Raw genomic sequence first — 20,196 nt, forward strand, 5'->3', positions numbered from 1 at the left:
CTCAATAGTTTTCCTGATACCACTCGACGAAGCGCTTCACGCCTTCATCGACTTCGATCTGCGGCCTGAAGCCGGTCAGCGCCACCAGCAGATCCGGGACGGCATAGGTATTGTGTACGTCGCCGGGTTGCATGGGCAGCATCTTGCGTATCGCCTTCTTGCCGAGCATCGTCTCGATGGTTTCGACGAAGCTCATCAGCCCGACGGGCTGGCCGCCGCCGATATTGACGACGCGGAAGGGAGCGTTCTTCGACAGGGTGTCGATGACCGTTTCCGATAAGACGCGGTTTTCCTCCGACGGCACGACGCCAATGAGACGCACGATGCCTTCAACGAGATCGTCGATATAGGTGAAATCGCGGCTCATCTTGCCTTCGCCGTAGATTTCGATCGGCCTGTCGTTGCGGATGGCATCGACGAATTTGAACAGCGCCATGTCCGGGCGCCCCCAGGGGCCGTAAACCGTGAAGAAGCGGAAAGCGGTCGTTGGTATGTTGAAGAGATGGGCGTAGCTGTGCGCCATCAGCTCCATGCTCTTCTTGGTCGCTGCATAGATCGTCATCTGCTCGTCGGCCTTGTCGCTTTCGGCAAAGGGAATCTTTTCGTTGGCGCCATAGACCGACGAGGTGGAGGCAAGCAGCAGGTGCTTCGGCTGCAGGTTTCTCGCCAATTCCAGGATGTTGAACGAACCGACAAGATTGGAATCGACGTAGGAACGCGGATTTTCGAGGCTATAGCGTACGCCGGCCTGTGCGGCGAGATGGACGATCACATCAGGTTCGGCGAGTTCGGCGGCGCGATCCAGCGCTGCCTTGTCTTCCAGCATGCCAGTGACGGCCTTGAAGCCGTTGGAGCGGGCGAGAATGGCTGTACGCTTTTCTTTGAGCTTGACGTCATAGTAGGGCGTCATGCCGTCGAAACCGACGACAAAATGTCCCTCGTCAAGCAGGCGCCTGGCAAGGTGGAATCCGATAAAGCCGGCGGTGCCGGTGATGAGATAACGCATTGATCGGCCTTTGCTTAAAGCATTTCGAGGAAAGGTGCGTAGGGGTTTTCCGTTCGGAATGCGCAGACACTCTAAAGTGTGTCGTCGCTCGAGGGTCTGCCGACGCTTGTATAGGCAAAGCCGTGCTTTGCGACCTCGTCACGGCGATAGATGTTTCTGAGGTCGACGAGGACCGGAGCCTTCATGATGGATTTGAGCCGGGCAAAATCCAGCGCGCGGAACTGGTTCCATTCCGTCACGATGACGAGCGCATCGGCGCCGCGTGCGGCGCTATAGGCATCCTCAGCATAGGCGATGTTGTCGATCACCTGGCGGGCATTCTCCATGCCTTCGGGATCGTAGCCAGTCACCGTGGCGCCGGCATCCTGCAGCGTCTGGATGATCGAGATGGCCGGGCTGTCACGCATGTCGTCGGTATTCGGCTTGAACGTCAGACCGAGGACCGCTATCGCCTTGCCCCTGATGTCGCCGCCCATGGCCGCGATCACCTTGCGGCCCATGGCGCGCTTGCGGTTGTCGTTGATCGACACGGTCGTTTCGATCAGGCGCACGGGGCTGTCGTAATCCTGCGCCGTCTTGGCGAGCGCCAGCGTATCTTTCGGGAAGCAGGAGCCGCCGTAGCCCGGGCCTGCATGCAGGAATTTCGAGCCGATGCGGCCGTCTAGGCCGATGCCGCGCGAGACTTCCTGCACATTGGCGCCGACCTTCTCGCAGAGATCGGCCATCTCGTTGATGAAGGTGATCTTCATGGCAAGGAAGGCGTTGGCGGCGTATTTGATCAGCTCCGACGTGCGGCGAGAGGTAAAGAGCAGCGGCGCCTGGTTGAGGTATAGCGGCCGGTAGACTTCGGTCATGACGCCGCGGGCGCGTTCGTCGTTGAGGCCGATGACGATGCGGTCGGGACGCTTGAAATCCTCGATGGCCGCACCTTCGCGCAGGAATTCCGGATTGGAGACAACGGCGACATCGGCGCTGGGATTGGTTTCGCGCACGATGCGCTCGACTTCGTCGCCGGTGCCGACCGGTACGGTCGACTTGGTGACGATGACGGTGAAGTCCTTGACGTGCTCGGCAATTTCGCGAGCAGCGGCATAGACATAGGAGAGGTCGGCATGGCCGTCGCCGCGCCGGGAAGGGGTGCCGACCGCAATGAAGACGACATCGCTTGCGGCAACGCTCGTCTCTACATCAGTAGTGAAGGAGAGGCGGCCGGCTCGCACATTGTCGGCAACGAGCTGTTCGAGGCCCGGCTCGAAGATCGGTATCTCGCCGCGTTGCAGCGCGTCGATCTTGTTGGCGTCCTTGTCGACGCAAATGACATCGTGTCCAAAATCGGCAAAGCAGACACCCGATACAAGCCCCACATAACCTGAGCCGATCATCGTGATGCGCATGAAACTTCAATCCTTTTGCTGGCGCCGGGCGTCGCGTTGAAATGCAACGGCGGCATGGGCGATCATCTGCGTATATACACAGGATCGCGAGCGACGCCTATATGCGATGCCGGCTTTAAGAGGATTGCAACAGAAAGTGTCACGGAAGCTTCGTCGACCTCCGGCATGCGCGATCATCTTGTTTTTCAAGTGAAACGAAGCCTTTGCACTTTAAATCTATGATAGCCTATTGCTTGTGATTGGCAGCATGTTGCCACATGATGAATTGGGTGCGGTCGTGCGGCAGGGCGGCGGCGATATATGGGCGGTTCGGGACTTTTGCATGAAATCGACTTTTGCCGTGCGGACAATGCGGGCTGGCGAGCTGGAGCTTGCTCTGGAATGGGCTCGGCAAGAAGGCTGGAATCCCGGCATTGACGATGCACAGGCCTTCTGGGAGGCGGACCCGGCCGGCTTTCTGATCGGCGCCATCGGCGAGGTTCCCGTCGGTTGCATATCCGTCGTCCGCTATGGCGAGGCTTTCGCTTTCCTCGGTCTTTATATGCTTCATCCCGAGTTTCGCGGGCGGGGATATGGCAAGCAGCTCTGGAACAAGGGCATGACGCTTGCCGGCAATCGCGTCGTCGGGCTGGATGGGGTCGTCGCACAACAGGAAAATTACCGGCGGCACGGTTTCGAGATGGCTTATCGGACGCTGCGCTATGGCGGTATCCCCAAAGTACCTGAGGTGGATGAAGCGCAGGCAAGGCAGGTGATGCCTGTCGCGGACGGCAAGCTCGAGGCGCTGGTGCACTATGATGCTGAAATTTTCCCCGGCTTGCGTCACTCCTTCATCCGGGCCTGGTGCGGCGCTCCCCAAAGACGGGCATCATTCATCGTCGGTGGTGGTAGCAGGGTTCGCGGTTACGGCACGATCCGCCGCTGTTTCGAGGGTTACAAGATCGGTCCGCTGTTTGCCAACAAGCCGGAGGTCGCGCTTGCATTGATGAGCAAACTGCTTGCCAAGACCAATGGGCAGTCGGTCTCTCTTGATGTGCCGGTCGATAATGTGCAGGCGATCAGGCTTGCGGAAGATTGCGGTCTGTCTCCGGTATTTGAGACGGCGCGCATGTATCGCGGCAAAGCACCGGAAATCCCGCTCGATCGCGTCTTCGGCGTCACCACGCTTGAGCTTGGTTAGCTGCTCTTGATCCAGCGCCGTGCGAGGCCTTAACGATGGCGTTGCCCTAGCGGTCAAGCCGAGTTTTGATGAGCAGGGATCGCCTTCGGAGAGGGCCGTTGAAAGGCCATCGGAACTGCGACAGGGGAAAAATCCTGTTGGAGGCGCTGATTCGTCATGCAAAAAGCCGAATCTCCTGAGACAACAGGGTCGCTTTCCCAAAAACAAAGCTTTATAGATGCGCGGGTTTGAGCAAGGCGCGCCGCCGCGCGCAGGAAGCGGGATTGGATAAATGACGAATGTTGTAGTGATCGGCTCGCAATGGGGTGACGAAGGCAAGGGCAAGATTGTCGACTGGCTTTCGGAACGCGCCGATGTGATTGTACGCTTTCAGGGCGGTCATAATGCCGGTCATACGCTTGTTGTCGATGGTGTCAGCTACAAGCTTGCGTTGCTGCCCTCCGGGCTCGTGCGCGGCAAGCTCAGCGTCATCGGCAACGGCGTGGTCGTCGATCCCCATCATTTCGTCGCCGAGGTCGAAAAGCTGCGCGCCCAGGGCGTTGCCGTTACCCCCGACGTGCTGCGTATCGCCGAGAACGCGCCGCTGATCCTGTCGCTACACCGCGATCTCGATGCCATGCGCGAAGACGCTGCTTCCAATAGCGGTACGAAGATCGGCACGACGCGCCGCGGCATTGGCCCGGCCTATGAGGACAAGGTCGGCCGCCGCGCCATTCGCGTCATCGACCTTGCCGAACCGGAAACGCTGCCTGCCAAGATCGACCGGCTGCTGACGCATCACAACGCGCTGCGCCGCGGCATGGGCGTCGACGAAATCTCCTTTGACGCCCTGCACGAGGAACTGAGCTCCGTTACGGAGCATATTCTTCCCTATATCGATCAGGTCTGGCGCTTGCTCGACGAGCAGCGCAAGGCTGGTGCCCGCATCCTTTTCGAAGGAGCGCAGGGCGCTCTCCTGGACAATGATCACGGCACCTATCCGTTCGTGACCTCGTCCAACACGGTCGCCGGTCAGGCCGCTGCCGGCTCGGGCCTCGGCCCGACGGCGCTCGGCTATGTGCTTGGTATCACCAAAGCCTATACGACCCGCGTCGGCGAGGGGCCTTTCCCTTGCGAATTGCATGACGAGATCGGCAAGCATCTGTCGACCGTCGGCCGCGAAGTGGGCGTCAATACCGGCCGTCCGCGCCGCTGCGGTTGGTTCGATGCCGTACTGGTGCGCCAGACCGTCAAGACTTCCGGTATTACCGGCATTGCGCTTACCAAACTCGACGTGCTCGACGGTCTGGACGAGCTGAAGATCTGCGTCGGTTACAAGCTGGACGGCAAGGAAATCGATTATCTGCCGGCAAGCCAGGCAGCGCAAGCCCGCGTCGAGCCGGTCTACATCACGCTCGAGGGCTGGAAGGAATCGACTGTCGGCGCCCGCAAGTGGGCCGATCTGCCGGCGCAGGCGATCAAATATGTGCGTCAGGTGGAAGAGCTGATCGGCGCGCCTGTGGCGCTGCTTTCAACCAGTCCGGAGCGCGAGGACACCATACTTGTGACCGACCCCTTTGAGGGCTAGAGTTGCGCATCTATGACGAATCCCGGCCCGGCTGCACACCGGGCATCATGAGAAAGTACTGATGGCGGATTTTGTAGCAGTTATTCGACGGGCCGTTGACGGCCTGACGGACAATACTCCCGAAATGCGGGTCAAGGTTTACGATCGAGCTCGTGGTGCCGTGCAACGGCAGCTCGAGAGCATGAAGCCGCGCCCGCCCGAGGAAATGCTGCGTCGCCAGCTCGACAAGCTTGAGGCAGCCATCGTCGAGGTCGAGGCCGAACATGCCGAGGCTTTGCCGGGCAGCGAGGAGCCGTCGGTTGCGGAAGCGTCCGCGCCGCATGAAGAGGTCGCTTCCGAGCCCGCTCACGACCATCATGAGCCTGAGAAAGTCCATGCCGAGCCGCATGAGGAAGAGCCTGCGCCGGCACCGGCCGAGGTTCATGCCCATGAGGAGCCGGACGCTGTTGCTCCGATCGAGGAAGAGCCGGCTTATGAGGCGCCGGCCGCGCACGTCGAAGAGGGTCATGCGCAGGAACACGAGTCCATTGAGGAGTGGAGCGAGCCGCAGCCGTCAGACGAGCCTTTTGCTCCGGCCGCCGAGCATGTCGGCGCTGAACATCATGCCGAGGCTCACGAGGAACCGGCCCCTGAGCCGGTTTACCATGAGGAGACGCAGAGACATTGGGAAGAGCCGCAACAGCATGCGGAGCTGCACCATGTGGAAGAAGCGCCGGCAGTCGCTGCAGCAACCGCGCCGCATGTGCCGCCAAGGCAGGTTGACGATGTCATAAGCCAGGTCGAGCAGATCTGGGCCGAAGTGGATGCGCCTGCCTCCAACACTGCGCCCGAACCGGCGACGGCCCGTCATACCGACCCGGTCATGCCGGCCGCAGCTTTCACGGAAGCGCCCTTTGGCCAACCGGTCGAAGGGTCGGTCAATTCCAAGGCACCCGCCGTCAACACGGGCTTTACCTGGGACGCGGATGTTTTCGAGGAAATGCAGCCGGCATCGGCGGTTTCCAAGCCCGCGCAGCAGCCAGCTCGGCAAATGCCCGAAAATGCCTTCGATGATGTCGATCTCTTTGCGGATGTGCATCCGTCCAGGAAAGCGGCGTCCGAAGCCGATGCAAACAATGACGGCTGGCGCGAACTCAAGGAGCTTGCCGGCTTCGACAAACGCGCTGAAGACGACCGTGGCGATGGCTCCGCCGTTCCGCCCGATCTCGATCAGGCGATGGCGGCGAAGCTGCAGGGCCGCAGCTTCCGCATGGAACCGAAGCGTCGCCGGATCAATGTTACCGGTATCATCGTCACGCTCGTCGGTCTTGCCGTCGTTGGAGGCGGTGGCTACGCAGCTTGGCTGAACCGGGACGCACTCAACAATATGGCGACGAAGCTCGTCAGTTCCGCACCGAAGAATGCGACGGCACCCTCGACGTCGGATACGGCCGGCAGCAATACGCCGAACAACGGCAATGCTGCAGCCCCTGCCCAGCCGACGACCGCGCCCCAGCAGACCAATACGGCCGCTCAGCAGCCGGGTGCCGCAGCATTGGCCAGCGATCCGAATACGGTCAATACGAAGTTCACGCAGCGTCTCCTGGCGAATGGTACCGAAGAGGATAAAGGTCCCGCTCCAACCGGGCAGCCCGGCCTCGTTGAAGGCAAGTCCGTCGCTGAACAGAATGTTGCCTCTGCGGCACCTGCCGCCACGGCAACGCCGCCGGCCGCCAACAATGCCGGCGCGGCTGCTCCACAGACCCAGGCGCCCGCAACCGCCACGTCGAATACGCCATCTGCCTCTACGGATCAGCAGGCACCTGCCGCCAACCAGCAGCAACAGGCGGCCGCCAACCAGCCGCCGCCCGTGACTCAGCAGACGGCTCCGGCAACCGACGGACAGAAGGTTTTCCTCTATGAGGAGCGCCTCGGCCAGACGTCGCCCACGGCCTTCCAGGGCACGGTCAGCTGGTCGCTGCAGGAAGGCAAGGGGGCCGACGGCCGACCGGAGCCTTCGGTGCAGGGTCTCATTACCGTTCCGGATCGCGGCCTGACCGCGACGATCACAGTTTCGCGGAACTCGGATTCCTCGCTGCCGGCGAGCCATCTGATCGAGCTTGCCTTCCAGGTGCCGCCGAATTTCGAAGGCGGCGCGATCGACAACGTTCAGCGCGTCGCACTGAAGGCGACCGAGCAGGATCGCGGCGATGCGTTGATCGCGGTTCCGGCCAAGGTTACCGACGATGTCTATATGGTGGCGCTCAACGATTTCCCGGATGCGCGCAAGACCAATCTCGATCTGTTGAAGAGCCGCAACTGGATCGATATTCCAGTGGTCTATCGTAACGGTCGCCGGGCGCTGTTGACCATGGAAAAAGGCCCGACCGGAACGGATGCCTTCAACAAGGCGATTTCGGAGTGGCAGGCGCTTGGCGGCGTCGCCTCGAGCGGCCAGTAAGCCAGCGGACATCTATGGATATGGAAAAGGCAGGCTTTTGGCCCGCCTTTCTTTTATCGGTCAAAATCTTCTGTGAAGGAAACGTTACGCAGTTGCTTCGACAACGCGCAGGGCCTTGGCACGTTCTAGCGCATCCTTCTGGACGGCTTCCTGCACCTTTTCGAAGGCGCGAACCTCGATCTGGCGCACGCGTTCGCGGCTAATGTCGAACTCGGACGACAGGTCCTCCAGCGTTACCGGTTCCTCGGCGAGGCGGCGTGCCTCGAAGATCCGGCGTTCACGGTCGTTCAGCACGCCCATGGCGCGCGCCAGCATGCGGCGGCGGGTATCGAGCTCGTCCTGTTCGATCAGCACGTCTTCCTGGCTGTCGTGATCATCGACGAGCCAATCCTGCCACTGGCCGGAATCACCTTCGGAAGCCTTGATCGGTGCGTTCAGCGAAGCGTCGCCGGACAGGCGGCGGTTCATCGAAACGACCTCTTCCTCCGAGACGTTCAGCTTGGTGGCGATCTCGGTGACATGCTCCGGCTTCAAATCGCCGTCATCGATGGCCTGGATGCGGCCCTTCAGGCGGCGCAGGTTGAAGAACAGGCGCTTCTGGTTGGCCGTCGTGCCCATCTTCACCAGCGACCACGAGCGCAGGATATACTCCTGGATCGAGGCCTTGATCCACCACATGGCATAGGTTGCCAAACGGAAACCGCGTTCCGGGTCGAACTTCTTGACGGCCTGCATCAGGCCGACATTGCCTTCAGACACGACTTCGCCGATCGGCAGGCCATAGCCGCGATAGCCCATAGCAATCTTCGCCACAAGGCGCAGATGGCTGGTAACGAGCTTATGTGCAGCCTGACGGTCGGCATGTTCCGCGTAGCGCTTGGCGAGCATATACTCTTCCTGCGGCTCCAGCATCGGGAACTTGCGGATCTCGTCGAGATAACGATTGAGGCCGGCTTCTCCGGCAGCGATGGACGGTAAGGTATTACGGGCCATGATCTTGCACCCTCCTATTCGAGATTTGGTTCCTTCTGGGGGCGTATTTTGAGCGCCTTCTGCGAAGCGGACCAAGGCGTACGGGTCCTGGGACCCCGCACTTAACCAATGTAAAGATAAGTACGGCAAAACGGTGATTCAAGGATGTGGTCACGCAAGTGTTATCTCGGCGTGACCGAAGGTCTCGCCGGAACATCGCCCTTGGGATTATCCTCCCGAACAATCCAGCGCCATGCGGCATGACCATGTCGACCTCCCAAACGCAGTCGCGTTTTCGGTCAGCACAGGCGCTCGGACATCGGTCCTTCATACGCGATATTATAGGGCGGAAGGGGGCGGGCGTCCAGTCATTGTGATGTTCGGCGCCTATCCTCTGAGCGCCGCCGCCAGTTCTTCCAGATCCTCAGGCAAAGGTGCCTCGAAATGCATGACTTCGCCGGTACGGGGATGCTCGAATTGCAGCATGTAGGCATGGAGCGCCTGGCGCGTGAAGCGATGGACGGCCTGTTTTGCGGCTTCCGGCAGGAGATTGGCCTTGGTCTTGAAGCCACCGCCGTAAACGGCATCGCCGAGCAGCGGGTGGCCGATATGCGCCATATGCACACGGATCTGGTGCGTTCGGCCGGTTTCCAGATGGCATTCGATCAGTGAGGCAAGCGCGGTCGCGTCCGGTGTCTCGTGAAAGCGCTCCAGCACCTCGTAATGCGTGATCGCCTCGTCGGCATCCTGCGAATCCGGGCGCTTGACGGCGCGGCGCGTGCGGTCGCTGCTTGACCGGCCGAGAGGGGCATCGATGGTGCCGACGAGTTGGCGAGGGCGTCCCCAGACGATTGCCTGATAGGCACGCTCGAGCGAAGTCGTGCGGCCGTGATCGGCAAATTGTAAAGAGAGATGTCGGTGAGCCACGTCATTCTTGGCGACGACCATGACACCGGTCGTATCCTTGTCCAGCCTATGAACGATGCCCGGGCGGCGGACGCCGCCGATGCCGGAAAGGCTGTTGCCGCAATGATGGATCAGCGCGTTGACCAATGTTCCGGTCCAATTGCCTGCGCCGGGATGAACAACCAACCCTGCCGGCTTGGAGATGACGATGACATCGTCATCCTCGTAGAGCACGTCGAGCGGGATATCTTCGCCCTGCGGCGTCGGATCTTCCGGCTCGGGCAGCGTGATCTCGTAGACGTCGCCGGGGCGCACCTTGCGTTTGGCATCTGTCACCGCAGCGCCCTTGAGCGTAACGGCGCCCTCCTTGATGAGTCCTTGCACGCGGCTGCGGGAAAATTCCTCGCCGATCTCGGCCGTCAGCCAGGAATCGAGCCGTCCTTCAGCATTTTCATCGGCGGTTAGGACTTTTCTATTGTCCGCGGCTTCTTTAAAGGGGTCGCTCAAACATATTCTCCGGCGCACAAAGCGCTCTACTGTAAGCAAGGACGCATCGATGACGAATCTCGAGCCAGACGATCAAGAGGAAAAGCCCCTCGATCCGGCCCTGGAGAAAGTCCGACGCAAGATGATCCGCCTGCAGATCGTCTCTGCGGCCGTCATGGTGGTGAGCCTTATGGCTGTCTTCGGCGCCGTTGTCTACAAGACGATGAAACCGGCGGCCAAGCCTGCGGGCCAGGCGGCGACGGGCATCCCGTCCGATGCCCCGCTTGCTGTGACGGCTCTATTGCCGGCGGGCTTTACGGTGCAGTCCACGGCGCTGTCGGGCAATCAGGTGCTGTTCTACGGCACGCTTGCCAGCGGCCAGCGCCAGGCCATCGTCTTCGATTACGGTATCGGCCGCACCGTGGCGACCATATCGCTATCCAACTGACGGCTTCATGATGGCGAGTGAGCGGCTGATCGAGATTAGGCATCCCGACGATCCGCGTATCGCCGAATTCCGCAATATCCGCGAACGCGATCTGACGGGTCGAGAGAACCGCTTCATAGCGGAAGGGACCGTCGTGCTGCGGCTTCTTGCAGACGTGCATGCGGCGGCCGGGGATTTCCTCGCTGAGAAAGTGCTGTTGCTCAAAAACCGCGTAGCTGGCCTCAGCGATATCATCGACACCTTCCCAGCGGATGTCCCGATCTATGTCGCCGAAGCTGAGGTACTCGACGGTATTGTCGGCTTCCATCTCCATCGCGGTGTTCTGGCGCTGGGGCGTAGAACAGCGGAAGATGGGATGAGCGGTCTATTCGATCGCCTTCCAAAGCAATCGCTCGTGCTCGTCGGCTGCGGCATTTCCAATCATGACAATATGGGCTCGATGTTCCGCAATGCCGCAGCCTTCGGCGCCGCTGCCGTGCTGCTGGACGAAAGCTGTTGCGATCCGCTCTATCGCAAGGCTTTGCGGGTTTCGGTCGGCTCGATCCTCACCGTGCCCTATCGGCGGCAATCAAGCGCGGCCGAATTGCTTGCTGCGCTCACCGAGCGCGGGTTTGCAATCTGGGGCCTGTCGCCGCGCGGCTCCTCGGACATTCGCGATGTCCCCGCTTCGGAGCGCATGGCGCTCGTGGTCGGCACGGAAGGGGAGGGCTTGCCCGAAATCATTCTCTCCGCTTTCGGCAGCGTGCGGATTCCGCAGGCGCCGGGATTGGATAGCCTCAATGTCGCAACGGCGAGTGGTATCGCCCTTTTCGAGATGGCCGCGAAGAGCGGGCGCATCTGAGCAGGTTGCTCTTTAGAGCATTTCCGCTTTTCTTCGAATCGCGAAAACGCTCTATCTTCTTGTTTTTACGCAGTTCCGGACGCAAAACCGCTTCGCACTTTTGCTGGAACTGCTCCAGAGCTCAGGGGTGCTTCGGCAGTATGGCGGCGACGCGGTCGGCGAGGCTGATGCGGGCGCCGGGTTCGGCGGGCTCCCGATCCTTGGGCAGCAGATTGACGATCGGCGAGCCATCTCCTTCCTTGAGCGCCGTCAGGGCGACCATGTTGGCGGCGATCTTGGCGATTTCCTCGCGCATGGCATCGTCATGGGCCGGCGTGCGGGCTTTCAGCAGGCGGTCCGACAAGGCGGCGGCTCGGTTGCGAACCTCTTCTGTCATCAGAGCGATTTCATCTTCCACTGTTCGTTCCGGTTCCATTGCCTGCGGCGGCTCGGTTATGGCACGCTGCTCATCTGCTTTGCTCTCGACTATCGATGCGGCAGCGAGTTTCGGTGTTTTTGCCGTCTTCCTCAGCGGCGCGAGGCCGGCGGAACGCAGCGCCTTGCCGGCTTCCTTCGATTCCTTGATGGCTGCTTCCAGCCGCTCCCTGAGGCGGACGACGTCCTGCGCGTGGCGCTCGATCGCGGTTTCCTTGTCGGCATTGCCGGCGATCTCGCGGTTGAGTCGTTCTTCGAGACGCTTGTTCTTGTCACTTTCCTGACGCAGCGATTGTTCGGCATCCGTAGCGCGCAGGTTTGCCGCATTCAGATCCTGACGCAACGTATCGCGCTCGTCGCGCAATGTGTTGATGCGCAGCTTCAGGCTCTCGATTTCGGTTTCGCGGGCTGCCAGATCGATCCTGAGATTATCGGCATCGGCACCCATTTTCGTCATCCGTTTGCGCAAGCTGTCGATATCCGCTTCTTTCTCGGCGCTGGCCTGTTCGGCGGCGTGGATGCTCGATTTCAGCTGACTGATATAGCTCTCTTCATGGCGCAGGCGCGAGCGCAGTTCGCCTGCCTCCACCTCCAGATCGTCGATGCGGGTCTGCAACTCCGAGCCTGCGGCGGAAAGACGGCTTGCTTCCTGCTGAAGCTTGCCGTTCTGAATCTGCAGCGCAACGGTCTTATCGCGTTCCTGCGTCAGAGCATGTTCTGTCCGCGCGTTTTCGGCCGCGAAAAGCGCGCGTGCCATGTCCTTCTGCGCGCGCACTTCCTGCGGGCTCAAGGGCATGGTCGCCTTCAGACGTTTCTCGGTGAACCAGACGATGCGACGATGGATTGCCGGCGCTATGAGAAAGACCAGTAGAGCGGCCGTCAGAAAGCCCAATCCGAACAAGAGAGCAAATTGAATCACGACGCAGCCAGTATCCTGGAGTTATGTTCGATCTTGGTAAAATGATTAATCATGGGTTAGCCATGCGGGCAAGCATTTAACGCGGATATGGTTTATCGGCGCGGGGACGAATTTACGGAAAGAAAAGGCCCGCAACTGAAGCGGGCCAAGGCGTGCGCTGCTTGGGAGATCGTATCAGAGATCGGTTCAGAAAGGATTCCAGGTCGGGTTCGGCGTGACCTTCAGATAACCCATGTTGATGCCGAGGCGTGCGCCAAGGCCGGTACGGATCGGAACGAGCACGATATTGTTGTTCTTGAGGACCGTCATGCCAAAGCCGGCAACCACGAAGGCCTGGCCGCTGACGCCGCCGAAGCGCGTATAAACGCTGTTGATGCTCGGCAGATCGTAGACCAGCATCATGACGCGGGTGCCCTGGCCGCCATAGTCGAAGCCGAGCGAAGGTCCCTGCCAGTAGAGCGGATGCTCGCCGGCATTTTTCGTGTTCAACTGGCCTTCGCCATAGGTGAGGCCAGCCAGGAACGCGCCTGAGCCTTCCTGGCCAAGGATGTAGCCGTTTGGCAGGCCATATTGCTGGAAGGCCCGCTCGACCACCTTTGCAAGGCCGCCGCTGGTGGAGCCGAAGAAGGAGTGGCCGGCATCGACGATTTCCTGGGCCGAATACTGATTGGTGGGCGCGGCCGCAGCCTGACGGACCGGCAACGCGAAACTCACGAATGCGACAATAGCCAGAATCAGGCCGAGGCCGAGCGTTCTGGTGCCGGGGCTTGGCATTCTCTTCAGGATTTCATAGCGCATGGAAGTCTTCCGTTCATCATGGTCGGTAGTCGGGGCAAGGTAAGCACGACGCATTCGAAAAATTGCGCCAAGCACTGCGCACCCCTTATCTCAGACTTTCCACCCCTCCATCGCCGGACGATTCGCGTGCGAAAAAGTCTGATGGTGATGAATGCATTTTGCGTCGATGGTCTTAACAATCGGTTTACCAAATATGGTGTCATTATGGCGCGCGGTACACTGGCTGCGAAACCCTCGAGCAACCTTACCGTGGCAAGGTGGACCTATTCGCTTTGCCCTGTCAGCATTCAGGAGACAATGAATGTCGAAAAATCCCAATCTCGCTCTGACCGGACCGGATCTGGCCGCGCTGCTTTGCAGCCGCGTCTGCCATGATGTGATCTCGCCGGTCGGGGCGATCAACAATGGCCTGGAGCTGCTCGACGAGGGTGGTGCCGACGCCGACGCGATGGATCTGATCCGCACCAGTGCGCTCAACGCATCCGTCCGGCTCAAATTCGCCCGCCTTGCCTTCGGTGCCTCCGGTTCGGTCGGCGCCTCGATCGACACCGGCGAAGCGGAACGGGCCGCCAAGGATTTCGCCGCGGCCGAGAAGAAGACCGAGGTCACCTGGATCGGCCCGCGTGCAATCATCGCCAAGAACCGCGTGAAGCTGCTGCTCAATCTCTTCCTGGTTGCCTATGGCGCCATTCCGCGCGGCGGCAATATCGAGGTGACACTCGAAAATCCCGAGTTCGATGCCAAGTTCACGATCGCCGTTAAGGGCCGGCTGATGCGCGTGCCGCCGAAATTCGCCGAGATTTGCTCCGGCACGCTGGAGGAGGCGGTCGACGCACATTCGATCCAGCCCTACTACACGGTGCTTCTTGCCGAGGAGAGCGGCATGGAACTTTCCTACAATGCGACGCCGGAGGAACTGACCTTCGTTGCGACCATGGCTGCTCAACCCGCGCAATAAGCGGGTCGATCCATCGACGTTTTCGCCCGCAGTCGGTCATCGGCTGCGGGTTTATTATTTCGTGTATCGAAAATTCTGTGCAATCTTGAGGTTGTTCGTGCAATTGATAATGTAACGGTAACGAATCCTTAGCTTGCTGCTCCTATCGTTTCAATTTGAAGCCGACATCGATGATGGCGGCTGGTGCCAGGGAGCTCACACATGCAACGGTTCATGATAACGGACACGTCGGATGTCGTACGCAAGGTCGGCAAACGAATTTTGTCCGAGCTGGATTTTCTCGTGAGCGAAGCCGGAGACGCGCGCGAAGCGCTGATGCGCTGCCAGGCCGAAATGCCTGACTATCTGATCGTCGATGCCGGCATGGAAGGGGCGCTTGAGCTCATCGCCAGCATCCGCGCCATGCCTGATGGCAAGGATGTGAAGATCTATTACTGCGTAATCGAGGCCGATCTTCGCAAGCTGATGGCCGGGAAGCGCGCGGGTGCGACGGATTTTCTGCTGAAGCCCTTCGATCGCAAGATTCTCACGGCCATCTTCGGCAATCGCGCCGCTGCCGCCTGATTTCAACGAGACACATCGAAACAAGGATAGTCGCCCTTCGAGGCGGCTATTATTTTGCGCTCCATTGAAGCCAATAAAAATCCCGCCTGAAGAGGCGGGATTTCTGTGTGTCGGCAGTAAAGGCGGGGAGGCGGCTCAGGCGCTTTCGGCGAAATCGCTACTGTCGGGCTCGCGCAGCACATAGCCGCGGCCCCAAACGGTTTCGATGTAGTTGGCGCCGCCGGCGGCGTTTGCGAGCTTCTTGCGGAGCTTGCAGATGAAGACGTCGATGATCTTCAGTTCCGGCTCGTCCATACCGCCATAAAGGTGGTTGAGGAACATTTCCTTGGTGAGCGTCGTGCCCTTGCGCAGCGAGAGCAGCTCCAGCATCTGATATTCCTTGCCGGTCAGATGCACGCGCTGGCCGCCGACTTCGACGGTCTTGGCGTCGAGGTTGACGATGAGTTCGCCAGTCATGATCACCGACTGGGCATGGCCCTTGGAGCGGCGGACGATGGCGTGAATACGGGCGACCAGTTCATCCTTATGGAATGGCTTGGTCATGTAGTCGTCGGCGCCGAAGCCGAGGCCGCGAACCTTGTCCTCGATGCCGGCCATGCCGGAGAGGATGAGGATCGGCGTCTTGACCTTCGAGAGGCGCAGCGTGCGCAGCACTTCGTAGCCAGACATATCGGGAAGATTGAGATCAAGAAGAATAATGTCGTAGTCGTAGAGCTTTCCGAGATCCACGCCTTCCTCACCGAGATCGGTGGTATAGACGTTGAAACTTTCGGATTTGAGCATCAGCTCGATGCTCTGCGCTGTCGCGCTATCGTCTTCAATGAGTAGAACCCGCATAATTGTCCCCTTTACCGCCGCCGAAAGGTCGTCAGCCCCTTAACGCGATACCGATCAAATCACTGCTTGATTTGGAAGCTGCCATGTAATGGTTAACAAATTCTGATTCACTCTGGCAAGTCGTATCGAATTTATTAAATAATTTTTCCATTGCACTGTTTTCCAACGACAATCAGTAAAATCGACTCCTAAAGTATCGCATTAACAACTAACGCCAAGTGATTCATCTGACTCACCAATGCCGACATGTCGAATTCCGACCACACCATTTACCGAGCCTTAAATCATTACGCCTATCATTAACGATGCCCGTAAACGAAAGGTTACCAGCGGTAGGCTTTTATTAAGATCGCTGGAAATTTTTTTAACCAAGCCGTCTCAAAGCGGTTCGGCGGACGGGAATATCGAGAGCCGGGGTCTCGCATCACGGGAGTAATGCGTATGAAGTCACGTGAGAGCCTTGTTCGCCTGAAAGAGTTTCAGGTGAACGAAAAACGCCGTCAGCTGCAGCAGCTGCAGATGATGATGGCGGAATTTGACCGTATGACGAAGGAGCTGGAAAGCCAGATCGTCGTCGAGGAGAAGAAGTCCGGCATTTCCGATCCGAGCCATTTTGCCTACCCGACCTTTGCCAAGGCTGCCCGCCAGCGTGCGGACAATCTGCAGGTATCGATCCGGGAACTGCAGGTTCAGGAAGAGGCGCTGGAAAATTCGCTCGAGGAAATGCAGGCCGAATATGCCAAGGCCGCTGCGCTCGAAGAGCGTGATGGTTCGGGTCCGGCGCGGGCACGCGCCTGAGATAGCAATTCCGTCGCTCCTTCGGATCAAGCATCAAGGTGTTGGGGTGCAGGGTCCATCTTCGGAATGTGAAAGGTATAGCGGCGGTACTGAAAGCTGCGCATGACTGGCCGTGACGGGGCCGGCCATGCGCAGCTTTTGCATTTTGAGGAGTAATACGGCCGATTGGACGGATTATTGCCCGTGCCTCAGAGATTGACGACGTCGCGCCAATCTTCATGGCGTTGTGCCTGAGCCTTGAAGAAGGGGCAGAGCGGGATGATCTTCCAGCCGCCGCTCCGCGCTTCCTCAACGGCGTGAAGCGCGAGCGCCTGGCCGACGCCCTTGCCACGCAGAGCATCCGGTACGCCGGTATGGTCGATAATGATCAGCTTCGCAGATGTGCGGGAAAACGTCATCTCCGCCTCATGGCCTTCGACGGTTGCGACATAACGGCCGCCGGATGCGTTGTTTTCGTTGCGGATATCCATGATTTTCTCCCTTGTTGCGTCTTATGCAATAAGGATTGCATGTGCTCCGACATCTGCCAACCTTCGAGATTGTTAACGGATCGTCTTCGTTTAAGTCGATGTCGGAAATACGGATCCGGCGAGCCCATAGCGCTCCGCGGCCTGGACGCTAGGGGCGGCACTTCAACAAATAATTCGGGCCTCTTTCGCAACAAAAGAGGCCCGAACACAAATAGAATAAAGGTGGTGCTGTCGCTGCTGTCAGTGGCGATACTGCTGTATGCGGGTCGTCCGGAGGCCAGCGAGGCCATGGGTATTGATGGACGACTGCCAGGAGAGGAACTCTTCGACGGTCAACGTATAACGTTCGCAGGCTTCTTCCAAGCTCAGCAGACCACCACGCACGGCGGCGACAACCTCTGCCTTACGACGAATGACCCAGCGGCGCGTATTCGGCGGCGGAAGGTCTGCTATCGTCAGCGGGCTGCCATCGGGGCCGATGACATACTTCACTCGGGGACGTATCATTTCGGTCATTGGACTCTCTACACACACTCAAGACCACGTGTGGCACTCTAGCTTGCCACATTTAAAAATTGCCTAAGCACATGGTAAGACTTTGCTAATAATTTTAATCAATGTGGCGAAGTGCTGATTTGCGTATGTTTCGCCTGAGCAAAATGGGCAAAAGTCCCTGTTATTTCAGGGGAAATTGCATTTACTCTATGATTTTTCGTCAGTGAAAACTTACGCTTTTAGGCCGAAATCTCGGCAGGCGCTCTACTGTTCTCCGGCTCGGAAGCGGGCCCCAGAACTGTTTTTACTTGCAAAAATAAACTTACGCCGAGACGCTGTGCTTCTGTCCGCCCCAGCAGATGAAGTGCGGATTGGCGAAATCGGCATCCTCGCTCTGGTTAGTCTTACCGTAGGTCAAAAGGCGGCCTTCGATCGTGACCGTCTTGCCGCCCGCCGCCCGCAGCACGGCATCGCCGGCTGCCGTATCCCATTCCATGGTCCGGCCGAAGCGCGGATAGACATCGGCCTTGCCCTCGGCGAGGAGGCAGAATTTCAGCGACGAACCGATCGATGTGCAGCCGGAAACCGCATTGTCCGTGAGGAAGCCTTCGGTCTTGGCGTTGCTGTTGCAGCGGCTGGCGAGCGCGGTCAGCTTGGCCGGAGGTTCGCGCACGGCGATGGTCAGGCGGTCGGCAATGGAAAATTGCTCGTCGACGATCAGTTTGCGGGCACGGCCGGGCTCGCCGGTAAAAGCGACACCGAGCGCCGGCGCGTAGACGATGCCGATGATGGGGATGCCATCCTCGACATAGGCGATGTTGACGGTGAACTCGTCACGATGTTCGATGAATTCCCTGGTGCCGTCGAGCGGGTCCACCAGAAAGAAGGCGCGGCCGCGTACGTCCGGAATCTTGCCGGCGGCAACCTGCTCCTCGGCAATGGCGGGGATATGGGGGAAATCGCGTTCGAGGTGCCTGAGGATGATGTTTTCGGCGCGTTCGTCGGCCAGAGTGACGGGGCTCATGTCCTGCTTCAAGGCAACAGCATAGCCGGCACGATAGACCTCCAGAATGGCCTTTCCTGCTTCGAGCGCTGCCTTTTCAAATGTTGCAAGCATGTGCTTCTTCGTCTTCCGCGCGCGATCCGCGCCTGAATTCTCCGGACATTATATATAGGAAGTTGCGATTGCGAAGTTTAGATTTCCGATGTGCCGGCTTGTTTGCCTTAGCGCTTGCGCCAGGGCTTAGCAACAGCGCTCCATGTGGCGGGTTTCACATGCAGGCTTTTTCGCGGGTTGGCAGTGCATTCCTCTCAGAGCAGACACCGTCCATCACTGCGCATTCGGAAAAGAACATGTTCTGTTTGCGAAGCTTTTTCGTACTTTCGGGTCTTGTCGTTTTTATTGCATATGCGAATGTGCCGCCGGTAGTATCGGGATGAATGCATGCGTTATTCGGCTTATCAGCTTCTAAAACAGGCGTTTTCAGGCAATCGCCATTGGCAGCCGGTGTGGCGGACGCCGGAGCCGAAACCACATTATGACGTGATCATCGTCGGCGGCGGCGGGCATGGGCTGGCAACGGCCTATTACCTCGCCAAGGAATTCGGCATTACCAATGTCGCCGTGCTGGAAAAGAGCTACATCGGCTCCGGCAATGTCGGCCGCAACACGACGATCATCCGCTCCAACTATCTGCTACCCGGCAACGAACCCTTCTACGAGTTTTCGATGAAGCTCTGGGAAGGGCTGGAGCAGGATTTCAATTACAATGCCATGGTGTCCCAGCGCGGTATCGTCAACCTGTTCCATTCCGATGGCCAGCGCGATGCCTATGCCCGGCGCGGCAATGCCATGCGCATGCACGGCGTCGATGCGGAACTGCTCAACCGCGAGCAGGTCCGCCGGATGATGCCTTACCTCAACTTCGACCATGCGCGCTTCCCGATCCTCGGAGGCCTCCTGCAGCGGCGCGGCGGTACGGCGCGGCACGATGCGGTCGCCTGGGGTTATGCACGCGGCGCCGACAGCCGCGGCGTCGATCTCATCCAGCAATGCGAGGTGATCGGCATCCGCCGCGAAAACGGCATCGTCACCGGCGTCGAGACCAATCGCGGCTTCATCGGCTGCAACAAGCTGGCGCTTGCGGCTGCCGGCCACACGTCGATCCTCGGCAATATGGCCGATCTGGAACTGCCGATCGAAACGCATGTGCTGCAGGCCTTCGTTTCCGAAGGGTTGAAGCCTGTCATCGACAACGTCATCACCTACGGTGCCGGCCACTTCTATATCTCGCAATCCGACAAGGGCGGCTTGGTCTTCGGCGCCGATATCGACTATTACAGCTCCTACGCCCAGCGTGGAAACCTCGCCACCGTCGAGCACACGATGGAGGAGGGGGTGGCGCTCATTCCCGGCCTGTCGCGCGTGCGCGTGCTGCGTACCTGGGGCGGCGTCATGGATATGAGCATGGACGGTTCGCCGATCATCGATCGCACGCCCATCGAAAATCTTTATCTGAACTGCGGCTGGAACTATGGCGGCTTCAAAGCGACGCCGGCCTCGGGCTTCTGCTTCGCGCATCTGATTGCCAAGGGCGAAAGCCACGATGTCAGCCGCCTTCTGCGTCTTGACCGCTTCGAGCGCGGCTTTGCGATCGACGAAGGCGGCAAGGGTCCGCAGCCGAACCTGCATTGAGGCACAAT

The 20,196-nt window shown here is 59.4% G+C and carries 19 protein-coding genes; 9 read left to right on the top strand and 10 right to left on the bottom strand.

All coding sequences use genetic code 11. From position 1 onward, the window contains the following. Window position 1: 1 nt before the first annotated feature. Window positions 2-1,006, bottom strand: a complete 1,005-nt coding sequence (locus tag FHT73_RS00430) for an NAD-dependent epimerase (RefSeq protein ID WP_183709239.1) — start codon at window positions 1,004-1,006, stop codon at window positions 2-4. A 71-nt stretch (window positions 1,007-1,077) separates the two neighbouring features. Further along, complete coding sequence (locus FHT73_RS00435) at window positions 1,078-2,400, bottom strand: UDP-glucose/GDP-mannose dehydrogenase family protein (RefSeq protein WP_183709241.1); 1,323 nt, start codon at window positions 2,398-2,400, stop codon at window positions 1,078-1,080. Window positions 2,401-2,722: 322 nt separating this feature from the next. Here FHT73_RS00435 and FHT73_RS00440 point away from each other — a divergent pair, with 322 nt between their 5' ends. From FHT73_RS00440 to FHT73_RS00450, 3 genes are all read left to right on the top strand, one after another. After that, entirely contained in the window at window positions 2,723-3,580 is an 858-nt protein-coding gene (locus FHT73_RS00440) for a GNAT family N-acetyltransferase (RefSeq protein ID WP_183709243.1), read from the top strand. A 271-nt stretch (window positions 3,581-3,851) separates the two neighbouring features. After that, window positions 3,852-5,147, top strand: coding sequence for an adenylosuccinate synthase (locus tag FHT73_RS00445; RefSeq protein WP_015340867.1), 1,296 nt, complete (start codon window positions 3,852-3,854; stop codon window positions 5,145-5,147). Window positions 5,148-5,208: 61 nt separating this feature from the next. Next, a complete protein-coding gene (locus FHT73_RS00450; RefSeq protein WP_183709244.1) occupies window positions 5,209-7,587 on the top strand; it encodes a hypothetical protein in 2,379 nt (792 codons plus the stop codon). 84 nt (window positions 7,588-7,671) lie between these two features. Here FHT73_RS00450 and rpoH read toward each other — a convergent pair whose 3' ends face one another. Beyond that, window positions 7,672-8,580: an RNA polymerase sigma factor RpoH gene (rpoH, locus tag FHT73_RS00455; protein WP_015340865.1), complete on the bottom strand. Its 909-nt coding sequence runs from the start codon at window positions 8,578-8,580 to the stop codon at window positions 7,672-7,674. Between the two features lie 366 nt (window positions 8,581-8,946). Continuing rightward, window positions 8,947-9,972 carry an RluA family pseudouridine synthase gene (locus FHT73_RS00460; RefSeq protein ID WP_183709245.1) on the bottom strand — a complete coding sequence of 342 codons (1,026 nt, stop codon included), beginning with the start codon at window positions 9,970-9,972 and terminating at the stop codon, window positions 8,947-8,949. A gap of 49 nt (window positions 9,973-10,021) precedes the next feature. On the opposite strand from FHT73_RS00460, the gene FHT73_RS00465 reads away from it, so the two are divergent. After that, window positions 10,022-10,399, top strand: a complete 378-nt coding sequence (locus FHT73_RS00465) for a hypothetical protein (protein ID WP_183709247.1) — start codon at window positions 10,022-10,024, stop codon at window positions 10,397-10,399. 10 nt (window positions 10,400-10,409) lie between these two features. Beyond that, on the top strand, window positions 10,410-11,240 hold the full coding sequence (locus tag FHT73_RS00470) for an RNA methyltransferase (RefSeq protein WP_183710110.1): 831 nt from the start codon (window positions 10,410-10,412) through the stop codon (window positions 11,238-11,240). A gap of 121 nt (window positions 11,241-11,361) precedes the next feature. On the opposite strand, the gene FHT73_RS00475 is transcribed toward FHT73_RS00470, so the two are convergent. Together FHT73_RS00475 and FHT73_RS00480 are read right to left on the bottom strand one after the other, a co-directional pair. Further along, window positions 11,362-12,573 carry a hypothetical protein gene (locus FHT73_RS00475; protein WP_183709249.1) on the bottom strand — a complete coding sequence of 404 codons (1,212 nt, stop codon included), beginning with the start codon at window positions 12,571-12,573 and terminating at the stop codon, window positions 11,362-11,364. 186 nt (window positions 12,574-12,759) lie between these two features. Then, window positions 12,760-13,371: an EipA family protein gene (locus FHT73_RS00480; protein ID WP_112334931.1), complete on the bottom strand. Its 612-nt coding sequence runs from the start codon at window positions 13,369-13,371 to the stop codon at window positions 12,760-12,762. 301 nt (window positions 13,372-13,672) lie between these two features. On the opposite strand from FHT73_RS00480, the gene FHT73_RS00485 reads away from it, so the two are divergent. Continuing rightward, window positions 13,673-14,329: a histidine phosphotransferase family protein gene (locus tag FHT73_RS00485; RefSeq protein WP_183709253.1), complete on the top strand. Its 657-nt coding sequence runs from the start codon at window positions 13,673-13,675 to the stop codon at window positions 14,327-14,329. A 201-nt stretch (window positions 14,330-14,530) separates the two neighbouring features. Beyond that, on the top strand, window positions 14,531-14,893 hold the full coding sequence (locus FHT73_RS00490; RefSeq protein WP_112334930.1) for a response regulator: 363 nt from the start codon (window positions 14,531-14,533) through the stop codon (window positions 14,891-14,893). A 135-nt stretch (window positions 14,894-15,028) separates the two neighbouring features. Here the strand turns inward: FHT73_RS00490 and ctrA are convergent, their stop codons facing one another. Then, window positions 15,029-15,730, bottom strand: a complete 702-nt coding sequence (ctrA, locus tag FHT73_RS00495) for a cell cycle two-component system response regulator CtrA (protein WP_069611718.1) — start codon at window positions 15,728-15,730, stop codon at window positions 15,029-15,031. Window positions 15,731-16,171: 441 nt separating this feature from the next. On the opposite strand from ctrA, the gene FHT73_RS00500 reads away from it, so the two are divergent. Further along, a complete protein-coding gene (locus tag FHT73_RS00500; RefSeq protein WP_075851407.1) occupies window positions 16,172-16,528 on the top strand; it encodes a flagellar export protein FliJ in 357 nt (118 codons plus the stop codon). A 188-nt stretch (window positions 16,529-16,716) separates the two neighbouring features. Here the strand turns inward: FHT73_RS00500 and FHT73_RS00505 are convergent, their stop codons facing one another. From FHT73_RS00505 to cysQ, 3 genes are all read right to left on the bottom strand, one after another. Next, the gene (locus FHT73_RS00505) at window positions 16,717-16,998 is read right to left on the bottom strand and encodes a GNAT family N-acetyltransferase (protein ID WP_112334929.1); all 282 of its coding nucleotides are present in this window, start codon (window positions 16,996-16,998) and stop codon (window positions 16,717-16,719) included. A gap of 240 nt (window positions 16,999-17,238) precedes the next feature. After that, window positions 17,239-17,514 (bottom strand): DUF1153 domain-containing protein, encoded by a 276-nt coding sequence (locus tag FHT73_RS00510; protein WP_004107124.1) that lies wholly within the window; start codon window positions 17,512-17,514, stop codon window positions 17,239-17,241. A 301-nt stretch (window positions 17,515-17,815) separates the two neighbouring features. After that, window positions 17,816-18,610: a 3'(2'),5'-bisphosphate nucleotidase CysQ gene (gene cysQ / locus FHT73_RS00515; protein ID WP_183709255.1), complete on the bottom strand. Its 795-nt coding sequence runs from the start codon at window positions 18,608-18,610 to the stop codon at window positions 17,816-17,818. A gap of 327 nt (window positions 18,611-18,937) precedes the next feature. On the opposite strand from cysQ, the gene FHT73_RS00520 reads away from it, so the two are divergent. Continuing rightward, the gene (locus FHT73_RS00520) at window positions 18,938-20,188 is read left to right on the top strand and encodes a sarcosine oxidase subunit beta family protein (RefSeq protein WP_015340853.1); all 1,251 of its coding nucleotides are present in this window, start codon (window positions 18,938-18,940) and stop codon (window positions 20,186-20,188) included. The last annotated feature ends 8 nt before the right edge of the window (window positions 20,189-20,196 follow it).

Origin of the sequence: Rhizobium sp. BK098, from assembly GCF_014193155.1 — a bacterium.
Classification (GTDB): domain Bacteria; phylum Pseudomonadota; class Alphaproteobacteria; order Rhizobiales; family Rhizobiaceae; genus Rhizobium.

Excerpts from the sequence above, each read along its gene's own strand:
- FHT73_RS00450 (WP_183709244.1), top strand. The coding sequence starts at position 5,209 with ATGGCGGATTTTGTAGCAGTTATTCGACGGGCCGTTGACGGCCTGACG.
- FHT73_RS00445 (WP_015340867.1), top strand. The coding sequence starts at position 3,852 with ATGACGAATGTTGTAGTGATCGGCTCGCAATGGGGTGACGAAGGCAAG.
- rpoH (WP_015340865.1), bottom strand. The coding sequence starts at position 8,580 with ATGGCCCGTAATACCTTACCGTCCATCGCTGCCGGAGAAGCCGGCCTC.
- FHT73_RS00470 (WP_183710110.1), top strand. The coding sequence starts at position 10,410 with ATGGCGAGTGAGCGGCTGATCGAGATTAGGCATCCCGACGATCCGCGT.
- FHT73_RS00510 (WP_004107124.1), bottom strand. The coding sequence starts at position 17,514 with ATGACCGAAATGATACGTCCCCGAGTGAAGTATGTCATCGGCCCCGAT.
- FHT73_RS00505 (WP_112334929.1), bottom strand. The coding sequence starts at position 16,998 with ATGGATATCCGCAACGAAAACAACGCATCCGGCGGCCGTTATGTCGCA.
- FHT73_RS00430 (WP_183709239.1), bottom strand. The coding sequence starts at position 1,006 with ATGCGTTATCTCATCACCGGCACCGCCGGCTTTATCGGATTCCACCTT.
- FHT73_RS00490 (WP_112334930.1), top strand. The coding sequence starts at position 14,531 with ATGCAACGGTTCATGATAACGGACACGTCGGATGTCGTACGCAAGGTC.
- FHT73_RS00435 (WP_183709241.1), bottom strand. The coding sequence starts at position 2,400 with ATGCGCATCACGATGATCGGCTCAGGTTATGTGGGGCTTGTATCGGGT.
- FHT73_RS00485 (WP_183709253.1), top strand. The coding sequence starts at position 13,673 with ATGTCGAAAAATCCCAATCTCGCTCTGACCGGACCGGATCTGGCCGCG.
- ctrA (WP_069611718.1), bottom strand. The coding sequence starts at position 15,730 with ATGCGGGTTCTACTCATTGAAGACGATAGCGCGACAGCGCAGAGCATC.
- FHT73_RS00440 (WP_183709243.1), top strand. The coding sequence starts at position 2,723 with ATGAAATCGACTTTTGCCGTGCGGACAATGCGGGCTGGCGAGCTGGAG.
- FHT73_RS00520 (WP_015340853.1), top strand. The coding sequence starts at position 18,938 with ATGCGTTATTCGGCTTATCAGCTTCTAAAACAGGCGTTTTCAGGCAAT.
- FHT73_RS00465 (WP_183709247.1), top strand. The coding sequence starts at position 10,022 with ATGACGAATCTCGAGCCAGACGATCAAGAGGAAAAGCCCCTCGATCCG.
- FHT73_RS00480 (WP_112334931.1), bottom strand. The coding sequence starts at position 13,371 with ATGCGCTATGAAATCCTGAAGAGAATGCCAAGCCCCGGCACCAGAACG.
- cysQ (WP_183709255.1), bottom strand. The coding sequence starts at position 18,610 with ATGCTTGCAACATTTGAAAAGGCAGCGCTCGAAGCAGGAAAGGCCATT.
- FHT73_RS00500 (WP_075851407.1), top strand. The coding sequence starts at position 16,172 with ATGAAGTCACGTGAGAGCCTTGTTCGCCTGAAAGAGTTTCAGGTGAAC.